Below are 17,763 nucleotides of genomic sequence, written 5' to 3'. Positions count from 1 at the left end.
GGGCTGACGCCGACGTGCTGAAGTTCGAATCCAATGCAGATGAGTGTTCCGAGCGTCGGGATCCCGCAAGAGTCGTACGTACCCAGGTACCGACTCGCAGGTCAGGGCAGAGCAGAGGGCAGGACGGCCAGGGTGCAGAGGCATACAACGGGGCGGCGGGGGAAACCTCCCCGCTTCTCCATAGCCGTGCCGGACAGCTGGTTCGTGCTGGATACCCAGGCCGCCCGCAGCACGGCGGCGATCGCCCGGATGGCCACGGAGCGGGCGCGTGGCCATCCACTGCTGGCAGGGCGGGAACCCACCGTCGCCCGGATTCTGCATGACGCCGCGACCCGCGCCGAAAGCGCCGGGGCGGCCTACTGCGCCGTCATGATCGAGGACGTCCGCGGCATCGGCCTGTCCGCCAGTGTCATGGTCTGCGTCCTGCCGACCGACCGGCACATACCCGACCTCCCTCGGCAGGAACGTCCTGCCTCCGACGACGCCGAGGCGGGGGAGCGTCGGCGCTGGCGTCGCGTCGGCGCCGTGGACCTGCCGGCTGTCGGCCTGGCCACCCGGACCGTGCGGCTCGAGCCGCAGCGGTCGACGGACGGCGCGGAGATCTCCCACCTGGTGATGCGGACGACGGTCCCGGTCCCGGGGTATGACCGGATAGCGGTGATCGCCTGTGCCAGTCCGAACACGGCCCTGGCGGTGGCGCTGCACGACCTGTTCGACGCCGTGACCGCGACGTTCACCTTCGTCCACGAGATGCCGTGACCGCGATGCGGTTCGTCAGCGTGCGTAGTACTCGACGACGAGTTGTTCGTCGCAGACCACCGGGATCTCCGGCCGGCTTGGTCGCCGGCTGAGCACGGCCACCAGCGCGCCGCGGTCGACATCGAGGTACGCGGGCGGCGGCGCCCCGGCCGGCTGGGTCTCGGCCACGATCCGGAATGGCGCCATGGTGCGGCTGCGGGTGGTGACGGTGATGACATCGCCGGGTTGGACGCGGAAACCGGGACGGTCCACCCGAGCTCCGTTCACCTGGATGTGCCGGTGGCTGACGAACTGGCGAGCCTGGTAGATCGTCTTGGCGAAGCCGGCCCGCAGGACGACCGCGTCCAGGCGGGTCTCCAGATCTTCGATGAGCAGGTGGCCGGTGCGTCCCGTCCCACGATCAGCCTCGTCGAACGCCCGCCGGAGCTGCTTCTCGCTGATGTGGTACTGGAAGCGCAGCCGCTGCTTCTCCCGCAGCCGCTCCTTGTAGGGCGACATCGTCTTGCGCCCGCGGCCGTGCGGGCCGGGCGGGTAGGGCCGGTTCTCGAAGTAGCGGGCCGCCTTGTCGGTCAGCGGCATCCCGATGCTGCGGCTGAGCTTGGCGACGGGCTTGTGGCGCACCGCATCCTCCTTTAGGTTAGGTGTCCTTAAATTAGGCAAACCTAACCATAGTGGATCGACTGGTGGTGGAGCAGGTGGCGGACGGCACGATTGATCGGCCCGGGGCAACGCACGGGGCGTGGGGCGAGGGGCCTGTGGACGTCCTCGCGGCGACCAGGCGGGCAGCGCGCGAGCTGGTCCGCGTCGCGCCGTACGGCAGCCTTGTCCTGTGGGGTGGGCGCCTGGTGCACGGCCTGCGCTTCGCGGTCATCGCCTCCGCGGGGATGTCCACGCTCCGGCCGGGGGCATACGACCCGGGCCCTGGCGGGGCCGCACCCACGGACGCCGTCCCCGCCGACCTCGTCATGGCCGATCCGGCGCCGGTCGGGGCCACTCACGCCGGCCCTGTTCCGGCGGAACCGAACCTGTTCGAGCAGTTCGCGGCCGTCCCGGCCACCCGCCTCGTGATGCTGGCCCCGTTCTCGGTCGGACGCCTGCTGGGCACCGAGGACCAGGCCTGCCGGTTCCAGATCTGCGGGCCGGTGTCAGCGGACGGCTGTGAATGGGTCTCGGTCGCCCTGGCCGGATGGGTCGCGCCGGTGCCAGGCGGGGCCGTCTCGGAGCTCGCGCAGGCGTTCACCGATCGGCACCCGACACCGGACCTGCTCGATCTCGGCAGCGTGTGGATGCTCCTGGAGCTCGATCTCGCCGAGGCCACGGTGCGGACGAGGTCCGCGTGCATCCAGCTGGACACCGCCGATGTCGTGGCCCTGCTGAACGATCACCTGAATCGGCACGAGCACGAGCGTGATCTAGCTCATGCCCGCGACCAGGACGGCGATCACACCGCAGGCCGCGAACCCGATGCGGGACGAGGCCCACAGGCCTGACATGAGGCTTCCCGCGGGTGCGGCGGCCTGAGTGCCAGTGCCGTGGGGGCCGGTGGCGGGACGCTGGGCCGTGCCGTCCCGCCACCGCTCTGACAACGGGTCAGCCCGCTGCCTGGATGTCGATCTGGATCTCGGCGAGCCGAACCCGCAGTCGGTCCAGCTGGGTGTGCAGATCGGTCAGGGTTCGTTCGTAGGCGGGCCAGATCGAGGTACGGAACTCCGCGGCGGTCCGGCCGTCCCAGTTCTCCGGTTCAAGGAGGATCCGGGCGGTGGCGCGAAGCCCGTTGAAGTGCGTCAGAAGTGGGCCGTTGATGAGGCCGGCGAGCTCGTCGACCGCAGCCGACGCCTGTGGGGTGGCCCGGACGGTCAGACCTGATCCAGTCGTCATCGCATTCTCCTGAAGCTGAGTCTCTTCCGGGGCAGTGGAAGCCGTGCCGGGGCGGCGTGCCGCCCCGGCACGCCGTCAGCTGCCGGCAAGTGCGGTGCGTTGGTTGACCTCGGTCACGGTGCGAGCGAGGTCTGCCAGGTTCGTCTGCAGCGCTGACAGGGTGTTCTGCACCTCGGGCCAGATCTGGGTGCGGAACAGCTGGGCTTTCGGCCCCTCCCAGTTCGCCGGGTCCGCGAGTGCGTTCCCGCGGGCGACGAGACTGGCTGTCGTGCTCTGAAGATCGGTGAGCTGATGGCTCATCTGACCGGCGGCACTCTGGGCCGCAGGAGTGGTAACCGTGCGCATGGGTGGTCCGTCCGTCCGGGGTCAGGGGTCGGAGGCACCGGCGGCGGGATCCAGCCTGTCAGTAGCCGGGAGGTGAACCAGCCGACAGGGGGATGCTACCGTCCGTACCGACGATGTCTAGATATGAGGCATTTTCTTAAGGTGTGGACATCATTTATCCTTCAAGTAGTGGGTTGACTACCTGGATTGGCGTGATTTCGCCGCGCCGGATCAGGAGCCCTCTTCCCGGTGGGCCCGGGCCGCACAGCGCTCGAGGCAGCCGTACGCCGAACAGATCGCCGTCCGCGGGGCCGGTCGGGGTGAGCAGCACACCGCACCGGGAACGACGGGCGTCCACCACGAGGCCGCGGAACTGGTTGACCAGATCCTCGGTGGTACCGGCGGCGACAAGTCGACTCTCGTCGGCACGGTCGTCACGCAGCAGAGTCGCGAGCTCCTCGCCGAGCGGAGTACCGSTGACGGATTCGACGTCGTCGACGAGAAAGACCGTCTGGGAACCGGCCGGCGCTGCCTCCCCGTACCGCAGCTGATCGGCACCGGAGACGTCCACCACGATCTGCGTGGCCGTTTCTCCGGCGAGGTCCCGCAGCGGCGACGGCCGAGGACTGACGACAACGGTGCGGCAGCCATGTGTGTGTAGCTCACCCGCGATGGTGAGCAGCGCGGTGCTGCGACCGGATCGGGGCGGCCCGGCGATCACGAAGCCTGGTCCATCCATGACGAGGTCGATGCTGACGGGTGCCAGCTCGTCACCCCCGACCGCCAGACTGATCGGCAGTCGTCGCCCGTCGACAGCGCGACCGGTCTCGGAGCCGCTCAGGGTCCGCAGGGCCCGTCGACCGACCCGGGCAGGCAGGCCGTCGACCCGAAACGGGCGAGGCTCGGCCTGTACGGCGGGCCCGGCCTGTATGGCCGGTTGCGGCCCTGGCGAACCCGCGTCCGACGGCGTACCGCCGGGTTCTGGCCGCTGGCGCGCCGGCCCTGCTCTGGCGGCCGCCAGCCGGCGCAGCATGCCAGCCTGCGCTGGGCCGGATGGATCGTCGGTCAGCAAGGCCACCTGGACTTCGACCGGACCGTCTGACTCGGCCCAGACACGCTCCGTGGATCCGTTGGACCCGCCGATCAGATATCCCCTTCCGGGCGGAAGGGCTTCGGGAACGCGCAGGCCGGCCAGCCCGGCGAGGCCGTAGTCGGCGCGTTCCGCCATGCGCAGCACCAGGCGCTGATCGATGGTCGACGCCAGCTGCCCAGTGAGTCCGCGCCGGTCAGCGGTGACCACGATTCTCAACCCGACCGCCGGGCCGTCCCGGGCAAGTGCCAGGAGTCGGTCGATGGCCGCCGCGCCGTCCAGGTTCTCGAAGGAGGCGAGAAAGCCTTCGTAGCCGTCGAGGAGAAGGAGGAGATAGGGCAGGGCCGAGGATGCTGCCCCGTGGGTGCACCGAGCCTGCTGTGCCTGCCGCGCTTCGGCCAGGTCGGCGAAGCCACCCTGGGAGAGAAGGATCTGCCGGTGCGCCACCTCCGCTGCCAGCCGAGCCAGCAGACGGTGCACCCGCTCGGTTTCGGCAACGGTGACAACGGCTCCGGTGTGGGGCAGGTCCGCGACCGGCGCCAGACTGTTGTTCCCGCAGTCCAGGCCGTAGATGTGGACATCCGCTGGCGGCGCGGCGAGCGAGACCGATCCGGCGAGGGTCCGCAGCACCGTCGACCGCCCGGACCGGGGCGCGCCGAGGACCAGCAGGTGCGATCCGCCTTCGAGATCGAGCGCGAGGGTGGGCTGGGCCTGCGCCCGGCACAGGTCGGCGAGCCCGAGTGGCACGCGCAGGCCACTGCGCTTCGGCGTGCCCACCTCGGGCGTGGTTCCGTCCGGTGTGCCCTCGTCCGACGCGCCGATCGGGGGCAGTGCGGCGATGGTCGTGCGGATGGGCAGCGGTGCGAGCCAGGGCCGGCGCGGGCTCGGAAGGCGGCAGACCCGGGCTGCCTCCTGCAGAGCGTCGGCCAGCAGGCGCAGGTCCGTCGGCTCGTCCGCCGCAGGCGGGTTCAGTAGCACCTGGCGTGACGAGCGCGCCTCGCTTTCGGCCCGGATGACCGACGCCAGCACCTCGTCGGCGGGCGGCCAGGGCAGCTCGATGACGAGGGGCTCCGCCGAAGCCGAAGCGGAAGCCGAAGGCGAGGCGGGCGGTGCATCGTCGCGTCGGCGTGCGCCTCCGATCCGGGCGGTCTGGAAGACAACCGGAGGGTCCTGCCCGACTCGAAGAATCGCGCGGCCCGGTGCCGACACCGGAAGCCGCGCCGCGTCCGGAAGCCCCAGCACATCCGTGCTCTCGGTCGGATCAGTGACCCGCAGCGCGATCCGAAGGTTCGTGTTCACGACTATGCGACTATAGGACCTATGGGGACAGTGCGGGCACTCCGGGCGACACGGCAGCAGGTGCTCCGGGCGGCCATCTACGTGCGCATCAGCCAGGACCGGGCAGGCGAAGGCCACGGCGTCGCTCGGCAGACCGAGGACTGCCAGGCCCTCTGCGAGCGGCGCGGCTGGACCGTCATCGACGTGTACTCCGACAACGACCTGGGCGCCTACGCGGGCAAGCCGCGGCCCGCCTGGGAGCGGCTCATCGGCGACATCGAAGCCGGACACGTTGACGTCGTGGTCTGCTGGCACCCGGACCGGCTTACCCGCCAGCCCATGGAACTCGAAATGATCATCAACCTGGTGGAGCGGAAAGGCGTCGACCTCGCCACCGTCACCGCAGGCGAAGTCGACCTGTCCACCGCGACCGGCCGGGCCGCTGCCCGCATCGTTGGTGCCATGGCCCGCCACGAGTCCGAGCAGAAGGCGGAACGGCTCCGCAGGCAGAAGCAGCAGGCGGCAGAGAAGGGCCTGGTATCCGGGGGAGGGCACCGCGCGTTCGGCTACGAGCGGGACGGGCTGACGATCCGCGAGCCGGAAGCGGAGCTGATCCGCGAAGCTGCCGACCGTGTCCTCGCAGGCGAAACGATCGCCTCCGTCTGCCGTGACTTCGAGGCCCGTGATGTCCGGACCTCGGCCGGGAACTGGTGGCAGCCGCTCACCCTGCGGCAGATGCTCTGCTCGGCCCGCGTCTCCGGACGGCGCGAACACCGGCCCGGAAAGTCGTCGACGGCCATCATCGGTGAGATCGTGTCCGACGCGGTGTGGCCGGGCATCATCAGCGCCGCCGACTCCGACGAGCTCCGCGCCCTCCTGGGCCGCACAGGAACCGGGCGGACAACCGGGGCGACCGGCCGCGTCTACCTGCTATCCGGGATCCTGCGCTGCGGCATCTGCGAGGGACGGATCAGCGGACACAACACTGGTCGAGGCCGCCGTTACTACTGCCCCGGCGCGCCCGGCTCCACCTCGTGCGGCCGGCTGACGATGGGGATGGACCGCACCGACATCCACATCCGCGACACGGTGCTCCTGGCCCTCGACAGCCCGGAGTTCCGCGAACGGCTGCACCGGCGGGCCAAGATAGACCCGGCCATCCGGACTTCGGTGAAGAACGACGAACGGCTGCTGGGCGAGCTCGACGAGGACCGCACTGCAGGACGGATCAGCCGCGCCCGCTGGCTTCAGATGGCGGACACGGTCACCGCCCGGCTGGAGRCGAACCGGCGGAAGCTCGCTGCGGTGCCATCGCTGCGTGCCCTGGAAGGGCTGGACGGCAACTACGAGGAGATGCTGCCCGTGTGGGAGGCGCGGAACGTCTCGCAGCGGCGGGCGATCGTCACCGCCTGCGTGTCCCACATCATCGTGAACCGCGCGGCCCGCCGCGGCCCTGTGTTCGATCCCGACCGGTTCGACTCACAGTGGCTGGTGTAGCGGTTGTGGGAACGAGAAGCACGACCACCACAGACAAGGACCCCACCGATGGCTGACCTGCTGGAGCCGGCCCCGCCGACTGAGATGTACGTGACCCTCCACTGCCAACCTGGCCAACCACCCGAGATCCTCGACGACCTACACACCACTCCCCAAGACGCGGACGACGACCTCGCGCTCCGCCTAGACCAGGCGCGCCGCGCTGGCGACCATCACAGTTGGTATGCCACCGCCAAGGTCACGGTCATCGACGGCTGGCGCCAGCCCGACACCACCACCGACGACCAGGAAGCCGACGCCGTCATGCGGGAGATGCAGCGGGTGATCCGCGGCGGCTGACCCGCTTGCCCGCGTCCTCGCCCGGTCAGCTACTCGCAACCGCCGCACTGGCAGCCACGCCGGGCTGTGCAAGGTCGCCAGGGTCTCCGCCGTCGGTCGCGCCCACAAGGGCATTTGGGGCCGGCGAGGAGCGCCGACGCCGTCAGCAGCCGGCTGAAGGCGAACCGGTGGAAGCTGGCCGCAGCCCCCGTGTTCGACCGGTTCGATCTCCAGCGGTAGCAGCAGCGCCGAACCGTCCAGGCCTCGAAGTCGACCACGCTCCAGCAGCGAGAAGCGTGTCCAGTTGCCCCTCCGATGCGGGGTTGGCCGTGCCGTCCACCGTGGCAAGGTTCCAGCCGCCTTCCGCTGCCCGCTGGAGCAGCGCTGCGATGTCACCTGCGGCCCTGCTGACCCGGTCCAGGGAGACGGCCGTGAAGATCTCGCCGGCCTGGCCGTCGAGCATGGCGAGCGCACGACCCATCCCTGGACGGTCGAGGCCCCRCCCGGAAGCCACGTCGCTGAACACCTCGACGAGAGCCCAGCCTCGCCGGGAGCAGTCGGCTTCCAGAGTGGCGCGCTGCGCGGCGAGGCGGGCAGCGGTGTCCTCGCCGTGCCGGTTGGTGCGGACGTAGCCGATCACACGTGGGGCGGCGGGTGAATCTCCCATAGCCCGGAGAGGCTACCCGGGCCTCGTTGCGCCTGCGGCTATGCCAGTGATTGACGAAGCCAGACCGGGCGACCAGGGACGAGGGCCTACCCCGCGTCGTCCGGTCTGGCCGGGCTGTCCACCCGCTTGTGGACCTTGCCGTGGGGGCAGCGGCCGGGCTCCGGTGGGGGCCCGGTGCGCACGGTCAGCGGTGGCAGGCCCCGTATGCCGAGGCCTGCCCGACGGCTGGCTTGCCCTCGTTCCCGCCGGCAGATGGGGCAGCCGAGGACGTACAGCGCGTCAACTGTCATGAAGCCTCCCGCACGTGCATGGATGCCGGGACGGTAGCGGTCGGCGGAGGCTGGCGCGGCGCAGCCCGGCGATCGGACCACTACGGGCCTGGGGCTGCGGGGATGACCGCACTCCAGGTTCCGCGGCGCAGTGCGATCGCTCCGTCCTCACGGACCATGATCCGGGCGCCGAGAAACGGGGCCATGCCGTGACTGAGCCAGTCGTCCCGCACACCGTCGAGGATGTCCCACAGTCGGCGGAGTCCTCCCTGATGCACGGTAGGGGGCTCGACACCGACAGCGGTTGCCCTCGCCCACGACCCGTCAGGGTGGGCCATCAGCGCGGTGTGCCGGCCGTCGTCCTCGTGCCAGTAGCGGTGCTCGATGTCCGGGGCGGCGAGGTGGAGCATGGTGGAGAGCTCCCAGGCGTTCGCGATGTCGAGGACCGGATACCGGCCGAGGGTGACCTTCTCGCCGTCCTGCTCGGCGAGAACACTCCAGGTGACGGGGATGGTTGCCGGGTAGTCCGGGCCGGTGCGGGCGGACATGAAGCCGGCCCAGTCCCGTTCGATCTGCCCGAACACCCCGTCAGCCGTTTTGGTGGCGGTGAGGATCATCCAGGTGCCGCGGATCGTCGTGACGAGCTGGCCGCCGGGGCGCAGCGCGGCCAGCCAGCTCGGCGGGATGCTGGGGACGGACATCATGGACACGATCCGGTCGTACTGGCCGGGTAGCGGCCCCGTGGCGTCCACCGTCGTGACGGCGGGCGACAGGTCGAGCTGGCCGAGGCGGTGGCGGGCCGCGGCCACCAGATACGGGTCCACGTCCAAGCTGGTGACCCACTGGGAGCCGTAGCGGCGGGCGAGGAGCGCCGCGCCGTACCCGGACCCGGTGCCGACGTCGCAGATGTCCAGGCCCCGAGCCAGATGGGCGTACCGGTACATCGTCAGGACCAGGGACGGGAGGGTTGATGACGATGTCGGCAGCCCCTGGGGCTCGTCGTCTGCGTCGGCATGGTCGGCGTGCAGGGGGCCGATCCGGGTGACCAGCGACTGGTTCGCGTACGCCCCCGCGAGGTCACCGCGGCGCAGCTCCCATCCGTCACCGCCGTCGTCGTCCCACCAGGCCGGCACGAACAGATGCCGCGGAACCTCGGCCACCTGCTGGTACCAGCGTGACCCGGGATGGGTGACCTGGCCGGCCAGGGCGCGGGCGTGGGCACGCCATTTCTCGGATGCGCTCACGACCATGTCGGGTAGTCCGGGCCGCACGCGGCCTCTTCCGCTGGTGCGCAGTCCTCCCCGTCCAGCTTCGGGATGCACTTCTTCTCCGCGTCGATGGGGCGCGGGATGGAAGCCAGCGCTTCCCGCCACCGCTCGCCTGCGAACAGCTCGTTCAGCGGGGTGTCCCGCACGTTGCCGCCGGACAGCCAGCGGCCCATCCCGCACGCCACGAGCTCCCCGTTCGGGAGGACCGTCGCCTGGGAGATGCCGCACCCTCCGCACAGCGCCGCGGGGTTCGGTTCGGCCCCGTGCGCGGCTCGGCCCAGAGGCCGGACGTCGTCGCGGCTGATGGTCTTCACGCCCAGCGCGAGGAGTTCGGCGTGCGCGGCGTCGACGTCGGCCTGAGTCCCAGTGTTGATCAGCCCCACGCGCAGGAGTATCCCTCGCTCCAGCGCCGTGATGATGTTCGCGCGGGTGTGGGCGTGGCTCCCCGGCCGGCCGGTGACCCGGTCGTGCCAGGCCGGATCGGGGCTGTAATAGCTGGTCGCGACCCGGACCCCGGGCAGACCGAACACATCCCACAGGCCGGCGGTGACACGCACGAGGTTCGTGAACACCTCGGCCTTGAGACCAGCGTCGAGCGCGTACCGCACCAGGTCGGCCAGCCCTGGGAAGAGGGTCGGTTCCCCGCCGATGAACCGCACCCGAGGAATCCCGGCCCTCGCCGCGACGTCGATCAGCGAGCACCAGTCAAGGACCGTCATGGTGCCGTGGTCGCCCTTGGGCCCCGACCCCGCGTAGCACGGGGAACATTCGAGCTGACACCTGCCAGTGACCTCCAGGGCGAGGGTTCGCGGAACCTGGGCGGCCTCTGCGGGAGCGGCGGTTGCGGTCGACACCACGATCAGTCCTTTCAGGGCTGGGTGAAGGCAGGGTGCACCGGATGTGGTCGATGCGCCGGTTCCCGGGCGGCAAGAACAACCGCGCGACGTGCCTCACGGACCAGCCCTCCGAGTTCGTCGGCCAGGCCCTCGGGGAGCCGCTCGGCGGTGGCCGCCAGGAACGCACGGAAGTACGGGACGCTCAGGAGGAACGCGCGGCGGTCCGCCCAGTAGGCGCGGAGGTTCGCGGCCTGGCTGGCGCCACGGAGCACGTAGCTGATGCTGACCACCTTGTCCGCGGCCAGAGCAGCCGCGATGTCCGGGCGGAGCTGGGCCAGCCGGCGAGCGGCCTCGTCAGCGTTCTCACGGTGCAGCTGCATCGCCATGTGTTCGCCGTGGATCAACCAGAGCGCGACGAGGGTTTCGCTGCCGCATCGATCCACGATCTCGGTTCCGACCTTCTCCGGGTCGATGTAGTCAGGTACGTCGTGCAGCAGGACCGCGGCGATCAGCTCCGGCGCGGCGTCGGGAACATGCTGGCCGAGGGTGAGCGCGACCTGGACCGCGTGGGCGAGCGCAGGCGCTCCGTCGATCACGTGGCCTGCGCACCATCGCCGCGCGATGTCCAGGGCGGCGTCGACCACCGGCGCCCGAGGCGGCGCGAGAACGGATCGCCGAGCCGGCGCCGGCTCCACAGTGTCAGCTGGTGATGATGGGCCGGTGACGGCCGATGGCAACGACATGGATCCGCCCTGGGATGAGGATGATCTGTGCGCGGTATGTCCCGGGCAGGTTCACGACCCAGGCAGGTTCGACATCGCAGCTGGGCCGGGGCCGGCCAGCCGGTACGACACCAGCCGCGGCTACCGCTGCGATCTGGAGACCGGGGTGCCGGTGTGCGTCCACCCGGAGAAGATCGGTTTCCCGCCAGGGCGGTACGCCTCCGGTGGTGAGCCGTGGCCGGTGGACGCGCCGGTGGGACCTGCCCCGGGTCCGCTTCCGGACGTGGCGGAGGAGCTCGCCGGGTGGATGACGGCGGTGGTTCGCCACGCCGGCCCGGGGCAGGTCGATCAGGTGCTCGCCGCAGCCGAGCAGGCCGCGGCGAGCAGGTTCCCGCCGGCGGTGGTGGTGGACGCGCTGCGGGCTGCGCTGGCCGCGGCCGGCTAGCCGGCGGTGTAGCTGAACGTGAAGTTGTGGGACCGGCCGCCGTTCTCGATGCCGATGGATTCGTAGTGCTCGAGGAGAACGCTCAGCCGGCGCTCGGTCTCGGCCTGGCCGATCCAGTACCGGCGAGGCATCACACCCCAGTTCGCCGCGGCGTAGATCTGGTCGGTGTAGCCGTCCTCGTCGTACTGGAAGCGTTCGTTGTCCGTGGAGTGGATGAAGACGAGGCCCAGCCCGGCCTGCATCCGGGACAGGACCGTGAACTGTGCGGTGAGCGCGTGCACCATCTCGTCGACGGGGGCGGAAATGTCGAGCTCGGCCAGGCGCTCGTCGCCGGTCTCCTCGTACACCGCGGCCTTCATGGCCATGACCTTCAACGCCTCGTCGAACAGGTGCGGGCCGTCCTGGTCAAGGTCCCACTCGGCGATGATCGGGTAGCCAGTGAAGGTGGCCCAGCAGTCGGGGTACTTCAGCGTGCTGGTGCGGAGCCGGTCGTACTCGCGGTGGGCCCGGATCGCGTCGAAGATCTCGACCGCGCGGCGCGCGACGGCGAACGGGTCGGGCAGGGCCTCCTGCTCGTCCTCCCGGGTGGCGACGGCGGTGGCGGAGCCGTGGTTCATGGGAGCCTCCTGGCTCGCTCGTAGGGGTGTGGGCTGGCGCCCGATGGACATGCGTCAGCCCAGGACGGGCAGGACGGAAGTCAGAAAGCCACCCCGCCCAGGGCTGGTCATGCGGAACAAGGGCGGGGTGACGCTTGAGGGCCGCCAGCCGGCGGCGCGGCGTCAGTTCTGCCGGCGTGGGCGGGGGATCGTCGGCTGTGACGGCGCCGACGTCCCCCTGGTGCTGCGACCAGGCCAATGCGTGTGCGGCACCCGCACGGGGAGAGGCGGGGAGGGAGCACTGTCAACGCGCGAAATGACCGGCTCCCTCCCCACCCTGGCCGCCTCGCCCGCCCCCAGCTGTGCGCGTAGCTGGGCGTTCCGGTGGGGCGAGCGGCCCGCGGCGGACCTCCGGCCGGCGGACCCGCCAGGCGCATCTGCTGTCGTCACGTGCGCTCCTTTGCAGGTCCGGGGAAGTGGCCGGCGTGTTTCCCGCCGCGCACGTCTCATGACACACTCCGCAGTAGGAGCACGACAGCCCGCAACTTCTGTTACGGCCGTAAGCCGGGCGGTTACGGCGCCGAGGGTGGGGATTCTCGATGCACTCTGACGAGGACATAGACGCCCGTGGCCGCCTGGCACGCCATCTCGGCGAGCTCATGGAGCGTCGCGGCCACAGCCGCCAGACCCTCGCCGACGCGACCGGCTACAAGCGGCCTCAGATCAGCGAGGCGATCGCAGGCAAGCAGATACCGTCAGCGAACCTGATCAGAAGCCTGGAACGGGTGTTGAGTACCCGCGGCGAGCTGATCAGCATGTGGAAGGACGCGAAACTCGAAGATCTGGCACGCAGCCTGGACGAGGAGTTGCCCGGCATCCCGCGGGCACGGGAAGGAGACACCACGGACCGGCGCGAAGTAGTCGAGCTCGGTGTTCTGACCGTCGCCGCAGGACTTGCGGGCGAGGTCTCGCGGCGCATCGCCGGAGGCGACCCTGACCCCCTGACRCTCGACGAGCTCGACGAGCGGCTGGACCAGATCGGCGCGGTCTACACCATGACCCCGCACACCACCCTCGCCCCGCTGATCATCAGCGGATGGCAGGACACCGAACGGCAGTTGGACAGCCGGCTCTCCAGCCGCGTCCGGGCCCGGCTCACCCTCGTTGCTGGCCAGTTCGCGTTCTACGGCGGCCGGCTCGCATTCAACCTGGGCGACGACGCGGCAGCCCGCCGCTTCGCGTCCCTCGCCGAGCTCTACGCCCGTGACGCCAACGACCCGCTGCTGACCGGCTCGGTCGCCACCCTGCAAACCTCGATCGCCTACTACACCGGCCGGCACACCTCCGCGGCCGAGATCGCAGCCCAGGCCCGGGTCGGCGCCCACCCCTATCTGCGGGCCAGGCTCGCCGCGTACGAGGCCCGTGCCCGCGCTGCCGCCGGCCAGCATGACCAGGCCCGCCAAGCCCTGCGCGACATGCAGGAAGCGGTCTGGGTGGGCGAGCCAATGGTCGGCACCGAACCGTTCGGCGAAGAACTCATGCACACCTTCGTCGCGGTGGTGTCCGGGCGGCTCGGAGACGGCGAGCAAGCTGAGCCGCACGCCCGCCGGGCACTGGCGATCCTGCAGACCACCGGCGGAGGCTACGAGGACATCGGCGGCACCTACAACGCGCTCGCTCAGGCCCACCTGCGCCGACGCCACCCAGACCCGGAACAGGCCGCGGATGCCGCCACGGCCGCGCTGGCGGTGCTCGAAGGACGCCCGACCCGCACCGTGATCCAGCGAACCGGGCAGATCTGGCAGGAGCTGGGAGCACGCTGGGAGGGGCAACGCGCCGTCGTCGAACTCGGCGACCGGCTCCAAGACCACCGGCGGGCACTACCAGCAGGGAGCAGCAGCGGATGACCCTCACCCTCGGCCAGCCAAACGCCCAGGGCGTCCCGACGGTACTCACACCGCGGCTGGTGCTGCGCGGATGGCACCCCGACGATGTCTCCGCCTACTTCGAGATCGTGTCCGGCGAGGGGATGGCCGACCACACGCCCCAGCCAAGCACCGAGGCGGGGGCGTGGTCGCAGACCGCCTTTCAGATCGGGCACTGGGCGCTGCGCGGGTACGGCATGTGGGCGGTCGAGGACCGGGGAAGCGGGGAGCTTCTCGGCCGCGCCGGGCTGTACGAGGCGCTCGGCTGGCCAGGCTGTGAGGTCGCCTGGACGATCCGCCGGGAACGGTGGGGCGAAGGACTGGCCACCGAGGCAGGAGCCGCCGCACTGGAGTTCGCCTTTGACGCCGTCGACCGCGATCACATCATCTCGATCATGACGGCAGACAACATCGGCTCGATCCACGTCGCGGGCAAGCTCGGCCTGAAGTACGACCGCACGCAGACGCTCCAAGGAGCCGACTACTCCATCTACGCGATCAACCGCGACGACTGGGCTGCCCGCCGGAAGGCCAGCAACCCCGCCGACACAGGCTGACTGGGCACGGTCGCTATTCTGTCCCCTTCACTCGGGGGGACACATGGGGATACGTGGCGCCGTATGCGCGCTCGCGGCTATCGCGGCCATCGCCGCAGGCTGCGGTGGAGCTGACGAGGTCGAAACGCGCGCCATCCACGGCACGTTCACCTTCCCAGCCACCACCAATCTCGTCGGCGTCAGAAGCTGCGACGGAAGCGGCGGCTACAGCGATATCCACCGGGGTGCGCAAGCGACCCTCACCGATGCTGAGGGAACCATCGTCAGTACGACCCGCATCGGCAACGGCACACACGGCGGAAGCGCGCACTGCACGTTCCCGTTCACCTTCCTGCCCATCGAGGTCGAGAGCGGCTTCTACTCGGTCGAGATCAGCCGACGCGGAAAGATCACCAAGAGTGTTGCTGAGCTCGACGCCGATGAGTGGACGTTCGAGCTCTCGCTCGGCCTCTGACCAGCACGGAGTAGGCACGATCCGCGCAGGTCAACCACCATGCGCGTGCGAAGTCCGACAAGGGGGACCCCACCATGAAGACACGCATGTCCATACTGGCGATTGCCGCTACGGCAGCGGCGCTGTCGGGATGCGGAGGTTCCGAGGAATCGACGTCTACCGCCGCCCCCACGCGAGAGGCTGCTGCGGATGACATTGCAGGCGTGGCGGGCACCAAGGCATTCGTCGACGAACTGTGGGCGACCTACCCTGATCTGAAGGGCAAGGGCATCGCGTGGAACGTTGCGCAGGCCGGGATCACGGTCTGCAAGGCCATGCCGGACCGTGTGGCGGCGCGAGCGCAGATGCTGCCGCTACTCACCAGGAACGCCGTGTTTCCGTATGTGGAGGAACGCGACTACGCCATCGTGGACCTGGCCGTTAAGCACATCTGCCCAGACAAAGCCTGACCGCCGAGCGTACGGAGGCCCCACCCCGTCAGGCGAGGGGCGGGGCCTCCGGGTCCCGTTGCTCTCTCCGTACCGCTGCCGCCCGATGGCCTCCCTTCCGGCTCGGGCGGACCAGTGAAAACAGGTAAACCGCCTTGAGTCTTGGAACGGTCAGGAACCGCCCGCCGACGGGCCCGGAACGGGGTCGTACGGCGGCCAGGACGCCGGCCGCTCCACCCCGTCGGGCAGCCGCGTCCGTGCGTCCCCGCGGGTCTCCGCCACCTGCTGCGCCGTCAGCTCCCACGCGCCGGTGAGATTCGCCGCGACCAGCTCGGCGCGGGTCAGATCTGCCATAGGCAGCCGGGCGTCGGTGAGGTTCACCGCGAACAGCCCAGCGCCAGTGAGGTTCGCCCCGTGCAGCAAAGCGCCGGTGAGATTCGCCATGGTCAGCCGGGCGCCGCTGAGATTCGCCGAAATCAGGTCGGCGCGGGCGAGGTTCACCCCGCCCAGCTGGGCGCTGGTGAGGTTCGCCCCGATCAGGTTGGCGCCGACGAGGTGGGCGCCAGTGAGATCGGCGCGGGGGATGCCGCGGCGGTGTGGGAGACGGCCCAGGACGGTGAGAGCGGCCTGTACATCGGTGGTGGGCCGGGGTGGTGGGGGGTCGCCGGTACCAGTGTGTTCGCGGACGAACGCGGACAGGACCTCCACGACGGTGCGCTGGTCGGCGGTGCTGTCGTGGGCGATGCGTTCCAGGGCGTAGATCCCGCCCAGGCGGATGTCGAGGCTGTCCGCGCCGAGCTGGCTGATCGCGGTGGCGTACAGCTCCCGCACGTGGGTGTTCGCGTTCGCCTGTCGGGTCTCGTCCAGCGCAATCAGACCACCGGCCACCGCCATCAGCGCCGCGGCCGCGGTCAGCAGCCCACCCTGCAACGCCGCCCGCGCCTCGGCATCACCGGCGTGCGGGTACATCCGCGCGGGCAGATGCCAGATCCCCAGCACCGCCACCACCGCGCCAGCCGCGGCGATCCCAGCCACGATCCACAGCACCCAGCGACGACCGGTCCGCCGGCGCGTTCCCCCGTTGTCCGCCATGGGGGAGGTTGTACGCCATCGGGCTGGCGGCTCGCCGCGCTGCCGTTGGGTAGGCACGAAGGATCGGTGGAGACCGGGGTGCCTGGCGGCGAAGGCGAGGTACTCCGGGCGGCGGTGACTACCGGGAGACGGCCGCGAACATCCTCAGCTCGGCCCGGTGACCCTCAGCCTGCTGCGGCGGCGAATGCTTCCGGCCCAGCGGCGCCCATCCCGGACACGGCCCACCGGTCGGCCAACTGCACCGTGGTGCCCAGGTCGCGTGCGAACTGGGCCCACTGGTCCCGCAGCTCGTTGGAGTCGAAGGTGGCGACGTCGAGTTCGGCGCCGTTGAGGGTGCAGCGGCCGACCTCGCGGGAGTAGAGCTGCGGCTCGATGATCCCGCCCTGGCAGCCGGCGCGGGTCATCAGGTCGACGGCGGACGGCGGGCCGGCGGCGGCCTGCTGGGCCGCTCCGCCGGCAGCCGCTCCGGCGGGCGACGTGCTGCTGGTGTCGTCGGAGCTGCTGCAACCGGCGGCAAGGGCTGCCAGTGCGAACGCGGGCACGGCAAAGATCGTTCTACGCATCGGTTCCCCCCGGGTGATGGTTGAGGAGCCGACAGTAGAGATCGAACAGACGTTCACCTCTGTGAGGCATGGCAATTGGCTACCTGTTGAGGCAGTGCCGGTGAAGGCGCAGCCCTGCTTGTAGTGGGTGCCTACGTCCTTCCCGCTTCGAGCCGACCTGGTCACGATGAGCGGCGACCCCGGCAAGCCGAAGATCGTGGCCGCTCAGACGTACTTCGTTGCGCCCCGGGAGGTTGAGACCCGGCCTGCGGCCCGAGAGCTGCGAGTGGCGGCAGTCAGAATCTGTCTGTGGCCACCGAGTGGGAGCTCTCCGAGCAAGAGGTTGTCGATCTTTCCGTGGACGAACTCGCCTTCCGCGTTCTCCAGAACCTCAAGTCGACCGGCGAGTGGAGCCTGCAAAACTGGTTGATCAAGTTCCGGAACCGAGGGGTCCGTGGGCCAGCGCTGCGAGCGCTAGGCGAGGCCGGGGAGTGGCTCCGCTCCCATGGCCTTATTGCCTGGAATCCAGATCAGATGCAGAGCCCGCATGCGATCTTCGTGACCCGGCTTGGCGATCAGATCCTTACTGACGGCCTGCCGATGCTCCGTGCGATCCACCGCTTGGACGTCGACCTCCTACCCGAGCTACAGGCCCGCGTCCGGCCGCAGTTCCTTCGAGGCGACTTCGAGACGRCATCGTTCGTTGCCATGCGAGAGGTCGAGGTGAATCGCCCCGGCATGTCCGGAGGCTCATGCGTTTGAGTGCTCGGACTTGATCAGAATATGTTTCTGCTGGTAGACGACCTCGAGGTCGGCGG

At 70.1% G+C, this 17,763-nt stretch carries 22 protein-coding genes; 11 read left to right on the top strand and 11 right to left on the bottom strand.

What is annotated here, in order from left to right; all coding sequences use genetic code 11:
• Window positions 1-204 precede the first annotated feature (204 nt).
• A complete protein-coding gene (locus CcI49_RS30485; RefSeq protein ID WP_235498076.1) occupies window positions 205-759 on the top strand; it encodes a hypothetical protein in 555 nt (184 codons plus the stop codon).
• Between the two features lie 15 nt (window positions 760-774).
• Here CcI49_RS30485 and rpsD read toward each other — a convergent pair whose 3' ends face one another.
• A complete protein-coding gene (gene rpsD / locus CcI49_RS30480; protein ID WP_076832243.1) occupies window positions 775-1,380 on the bottom strand; it encodes a 30S ribosomal protein S4 in 606 nt (201 codons plus the stop codon).
• A gap of 62 nt (window positions 1,381-1,442) precedes the next feature.
• Between rpsD and CcI49_RS30475 the strand changes: the two genes are divergently transcribed.
• Window positions 1,443-2,249, top strand: coding sequence for a hypothetical protein (locus tag CcI49_RS30475; protein ID WP_235498075.1), 807 nt, complete (start codon window positions 1,443-1,445; stop codon window positions 2,247-2,249).
• A gap of 100 nt (window positions 2,250-2,349) precedes the next feature.
• Here the strand turns inward: CcI49_RS30475 and CcI49_RS30470 are convergent, their stop codons facing one another.
• From CcI49_RS30470 to CcI49_RS30460, 3 genes are all read right to left on the bottom strand, one after another.
• The gene (locus tag CcI49_RS30470; RefSeq protein ID WP_054568054.1) at window positions 2,350-2,637 is read right to left on the bottom strand and encodes a hypothetical protein; all 288 of its coding nucleotides are present in this window, start codon (window positions 2,635-2,637) and stop codon (window positions 2,350-2,352) included.
• Between the two features lie 75 nt (window positions 2,638-2,712).
• The gene (locus tag CcI49_RS30465; RefSeq protein ID WP_006538791.1) at window positions 2,713-2,982 is read right to left on the bottom strand and encodes a hypothetical protein; all 270 of its coding nucleotides are present in this window, start codon (window positions 2,980-2,982) and stop codon (window positions 2,713-2,715) included.
• 154 nt (window positions 2,983-3,136) lie between these two features.
• On the bottom strand, window positions 3,137-5,350 hold the full coding sequence (locus CcI49_RS30460; protein WP_241840333.1) for an FtsK/SpoIIIE domain-containing protein: 2,214 nt from the start codon (window positions 5,348-5,350) through the stop codon (window positions 3,137-3,139).
• 30 nt (window positions 5,351-5,380) lie between these two features.
• On the opposite strand from CcI49_RS30460, the gene CcI49_RS30455 reads away from it, so the two are divergent.
• The 3 genes from CcI49_RS30455 (at window position 5,381) to CcI49_RS43710 (ending at window position 7,802) form a co-directional block, all read left to right on the top strand.
• Window positions 5,381-6,826 (top strand): recombinase family protein, encoded by a 1,446-nt coding sequence (locus CcI49_RS30455; protein WP_241840332.1) that lies wholly within the window; start codon window positions 5,381-5,383, stop codon window positions 6,824-6,826.
• 48 nt (window positions 6,827-6,874) lie between these two features.
• Window positions 6,875-7,165, top strand: coding sequence for a hypothetical protein (locus CcI49_RS30450; protein WP_076832240.1), 291 nt, complete (start codon window positions 6,875-6,877; stop codon window positions 7,163-7,165).
• A 283-nt stretch (window positions 7,166-7,448) separates the two neighbouring features.
• Entirely contained in the window at window positions 7,449-7,802 is a 354-nt protein-coding gene (locus tag CcI49_RS43710; protein ID WP_241840331.1) for a hypothetical protein, read from the top strand.
• Between the two features lie 95 nt (window positions 7,803-7,897).
• Here the strand turns inward: CcI49_RS43710 and CcI49_RS41745 are convergent, their stop codons facing one another.
• The 4 genes from CcI49_RS41745 to CcI49_RS30430 all read right to left on the bottom strand — a co-directional run bounded on the left by CcI49_RS41745 (window position 7,898) and on the right by CcI49_RS30430 (window position 10,780).
• The gene (locus tag CcI49_RS41745; RefSeq protein ID WP_131831247.1) at window positions 7,898-8,101 is read right to left on the bottom strand and encodes a hypothetical protein; all 204 of its coding nucleotides are present in this window, start codon (window positions 8,099-8,101) and stop codon (window positions 7,898-7,900) included.
• Window positions 8,102-8,181: 80 nt separating this feature from the next.
• On the bottom strand, window positions 8,182-9,330 hold the full coding sequence (locus CcI49_RS30440) for a methyltransferase domain-containing protein (RefSeq protein ID WP_076832234.1): 1,149 nt from the start codon (window positions 9,328-9,330) through the stop codon (window positions 8,182-8,184).
• Window positions 9,321-10,205 (bottom strand): radical SAM protein, encoded by an 885-nt coding sequence (locus tag CcI49_RS30435; protein ID WP_241840330.1) that lies wholly within the window; start codon window positions 10,203-10,205, stop codon window positions 9,321-9,323. The genes CcI49_RS30440 and CcI49_RS30435 overlap by 10 nt, the downstream gene beginning before the upstream one ends.
• Before the next feature lie 11 nt (window positions 10,206-10,216).
• The gene (locus CcI49_RS30430) at window positions 10,217-10,780 is read right to left on the bottom strand and encodes a hypothetical protein (protein ID WP_241840329.1); all 564 of its coding nucleotides are present in this window, start codon (window positions 10,778-10,780) and stop codon (window positions 10,217-10,219) included.
• Between the two features lie 124 nt (window positions 10,781-10,904).
• On the opposite strand from CcI49_RS30430, the gene CcI49_RS30425 reads away from it, so the two are divergent.
• Window positions 10,905-11,351 carry a hypothetical protein gene (locus tag CcI49_RS30425; protein ID WP_241840328.1) on the top strand — a complete coding sequence of 149 codons (447 nt, stop codon included), beginning with the start codon at window positions 10,905-10,907 and terminating at the stop codon, window positions 11,349-11,351.
• On the opposite strand, the gene CcI49_RS30420 is transcribed toward CcI49_RS30425, so the two are convergent.
• Window positions 11,348-11,968 (bottom strand): hypothetical protein, encoded by a 621-nt coding sequence (locus tag CcI49_RS30420; protein WP_076832217.1) that lies wholly within the window; start codon window positions 11,966-11,968, stop codon window positions 11,348-11,350. The genes CcI49_RS30425 and CcI49_RS30420 overlap by 4 nt on opposite strands.
• Before the next feature lie 578 nt (window positions 11,969-12,546).
• Here CcI49_RS30420 and CcI49_RS30415 point away from each other — a divergent pair.
• The 4 genes from CcI49_RS30415 (at window position 12,547) to CcI49_RS30400 (ending at window position 15,332) form a co-directional block, all read left to right on the top strand.
• Window positions 12,547-13,854, top strand: a complete 1,308-nt coding sequence (locus CcI49_RS30415) for a helix-turn-helix transcriptional regulator (protein ID WP_076832213.1) — start codon at window positions 12,547-12,549, stop codon at window positions 13,852-13,854.
• On the top strand, window positions 13,851-14,429 hold the full coding sequence (locus tag CcI49_RS30410) for a GNAT family N-acetyltransferase (RefSeq protein ID WP_076832210.1): 579 nt from the start codon (window positions 13,851-13,853) through the stop codon (window positions 14,427-14,429). Before CcI49_RS30415 ends, CcI49_RS30410 begins: the two co-directional genes overlap by 4 nt.
• Before the next feature lie 43 nt (window positions 14,430-14,472).
• Window positions 14,473-14,883, top strand: a complete 411-nt coding sequence (locus CcI49_RS30405) for a hypothetical protein (RefSeq protein WP_076832207.1) — start codon at window positions 14,473-14,475, stop codon at window positions 14,881-14,883.
• Window positions 14,884-14,957: 74 nt separating this feature from the next.
• Entirely contained in the window at window positions 14,958-15,332 is a 375-nt protein-coding gene (locus CcI49_RS30400; protein ID WP_131831246.1) for a hypothetical protein, read from the top strand.
• Between the two features lie 150 nt (window positions 15,333-15,482).
• Here CcI49_RS30400 and CcI49_RS30395 read toward each other — a convergent pair whose 3' ends face one another.
• Together CcI49_RS30395 and CcI49_RS40030 are read right to left on the bottom strand one after the other, a co-directional pair.
• A complete protein-coding gene (locus CcI49_RS30395; protein WP_076832199.1) occupies window positions 15,483-16,403 on the bottom strand; it encodes a pentapeptide repeat-containing protein in 921 nt (306 codons plus the stop codon).
• A gap of 164 nt (window positions 16,404-16,567) precedes the next feature.
• Window positions 16,568-16,945 carry a hypothetical protein gene (locus CcI49_RS40030; RefSeq protein ID WP_083749818.1) on the bottom strand — a complete coding sequence of 126 codons (378 nt, stop codon included), beginning with the start codon at window positions 16,943-16,945 and terminating at the stop codon, window positions 16,568-16,570.
• Window positions 16,946-17,254: 309 nt separating this feature from the next.
• Between CcI49_RS40030 and CcI49_RS30385 the strand changes: the two genes are divergently transcribed.
• Window positions 17,255-17,707 carry a hypothetical protein gene (locus CcI49_RS30385; RefSeq protein WP_076832195.1) on the top strand — a complete coding sequence of 151 codons (453 nt, stop codon included), beginning with the start codon at window positions 17,255-17,257 and terminating at the stop codon, window positions 17,705-17,707.
• Window positions 17,708-17,763: the final 56 nt, after the last annotated feature.

This window comes from Frankia sp. CcI49, assembly GCF_001983215.1.
In the GTDB taxonomy this organism is placed as follows: domain Bacteria; phylum Actinomycetota; class Actinomycetes; order Frankiales; family Frankiaceae; genus Parafrankia; species Parafrankia irregularis.
Note: the sequence above shows the minus strand (reverse complement) of the source record. Positions and strands in the feature narration are given on the sequence as shown.

What these genes read in the sequence shown, in the direction of transcription:
- CcI49_RS30440 (WP_076832234.1), bottom strand. Translation starts at nt 9,330, where the DNA reads ATGGTCGTGAGCGCATCCGAGAAATGGCGTGCCCACGCCCGCGCCCTG.
- CcI49_RS30410 (WP_076832210.1), top strand. Translation starts at nt 13,851, where the DNA reads ATGACCCTCACCCTCGGCCAGCCAAACGCCCAGGGCGTCCCGACGGTA.
- CcI49_RS41745 (WP_131831247.1), bottom strand. Translation starts at nt 8,101, where the DNA reads ATGACAGTTGACGCGCTGTACGTCCTCGGCTGCCCCATCTGCCGGCGG.
- CcI49_RS30400 (WP_131831246.1), top strand. Translation starts at nt 14,958, where the DNA reads ATGAAGACACGCATGTCCATACTGGCGATTGCCGCTACGGCAGCGGCG.
- CcI49_RS30465 (WP_006538791.1), bottom strand. Translation starts at nt 2,982, where the DNA reads ATGCGCACGGTTACCACTCCTGCGGCCCAGAGTGCCGCCGGTCAGATG.
- CcI49_RS30405 (WP_076832207.1), top strand. Translation starts at nt 14,473, where the DNA reads ATGGGGATACGTGGCGCCGTATGCGCGCTCGCGGCTATCGCGGCCATC.
- CcI49_RS30470 (WP_054568054.1), bottom strand. Translation starts at nt 2,637, where the DNA reads ATGACGACTGGATCAGGTCTGACCGTCCGGGCCACCCCACAGGCGTCG.
- CcI49_RS30420 (WP_076832217.1), bottom strand. Translation starts at nt 11,968, where the DNA reads ATGAACCACGGCTCCGCCACCGCCGTCGCCACCCGGGAGGACGAGCAG.
- CcI49_RS30395 (WP_076832199.1), bottom strand. Translation starts at nt 16,403, where the DNA reads ATGGCGGACAACGGGGGAACGCGCCGGCGGACCGGTCGTCGCTGGGTG.
- CcI49_RS30450 (WP_076832240.1), top strand. Translation starts at nt 6,875, where the DNA reads ATGGCTGACCTGCTGGAGCCGGCCCCGCCGACTGAGATGTACGTGACC.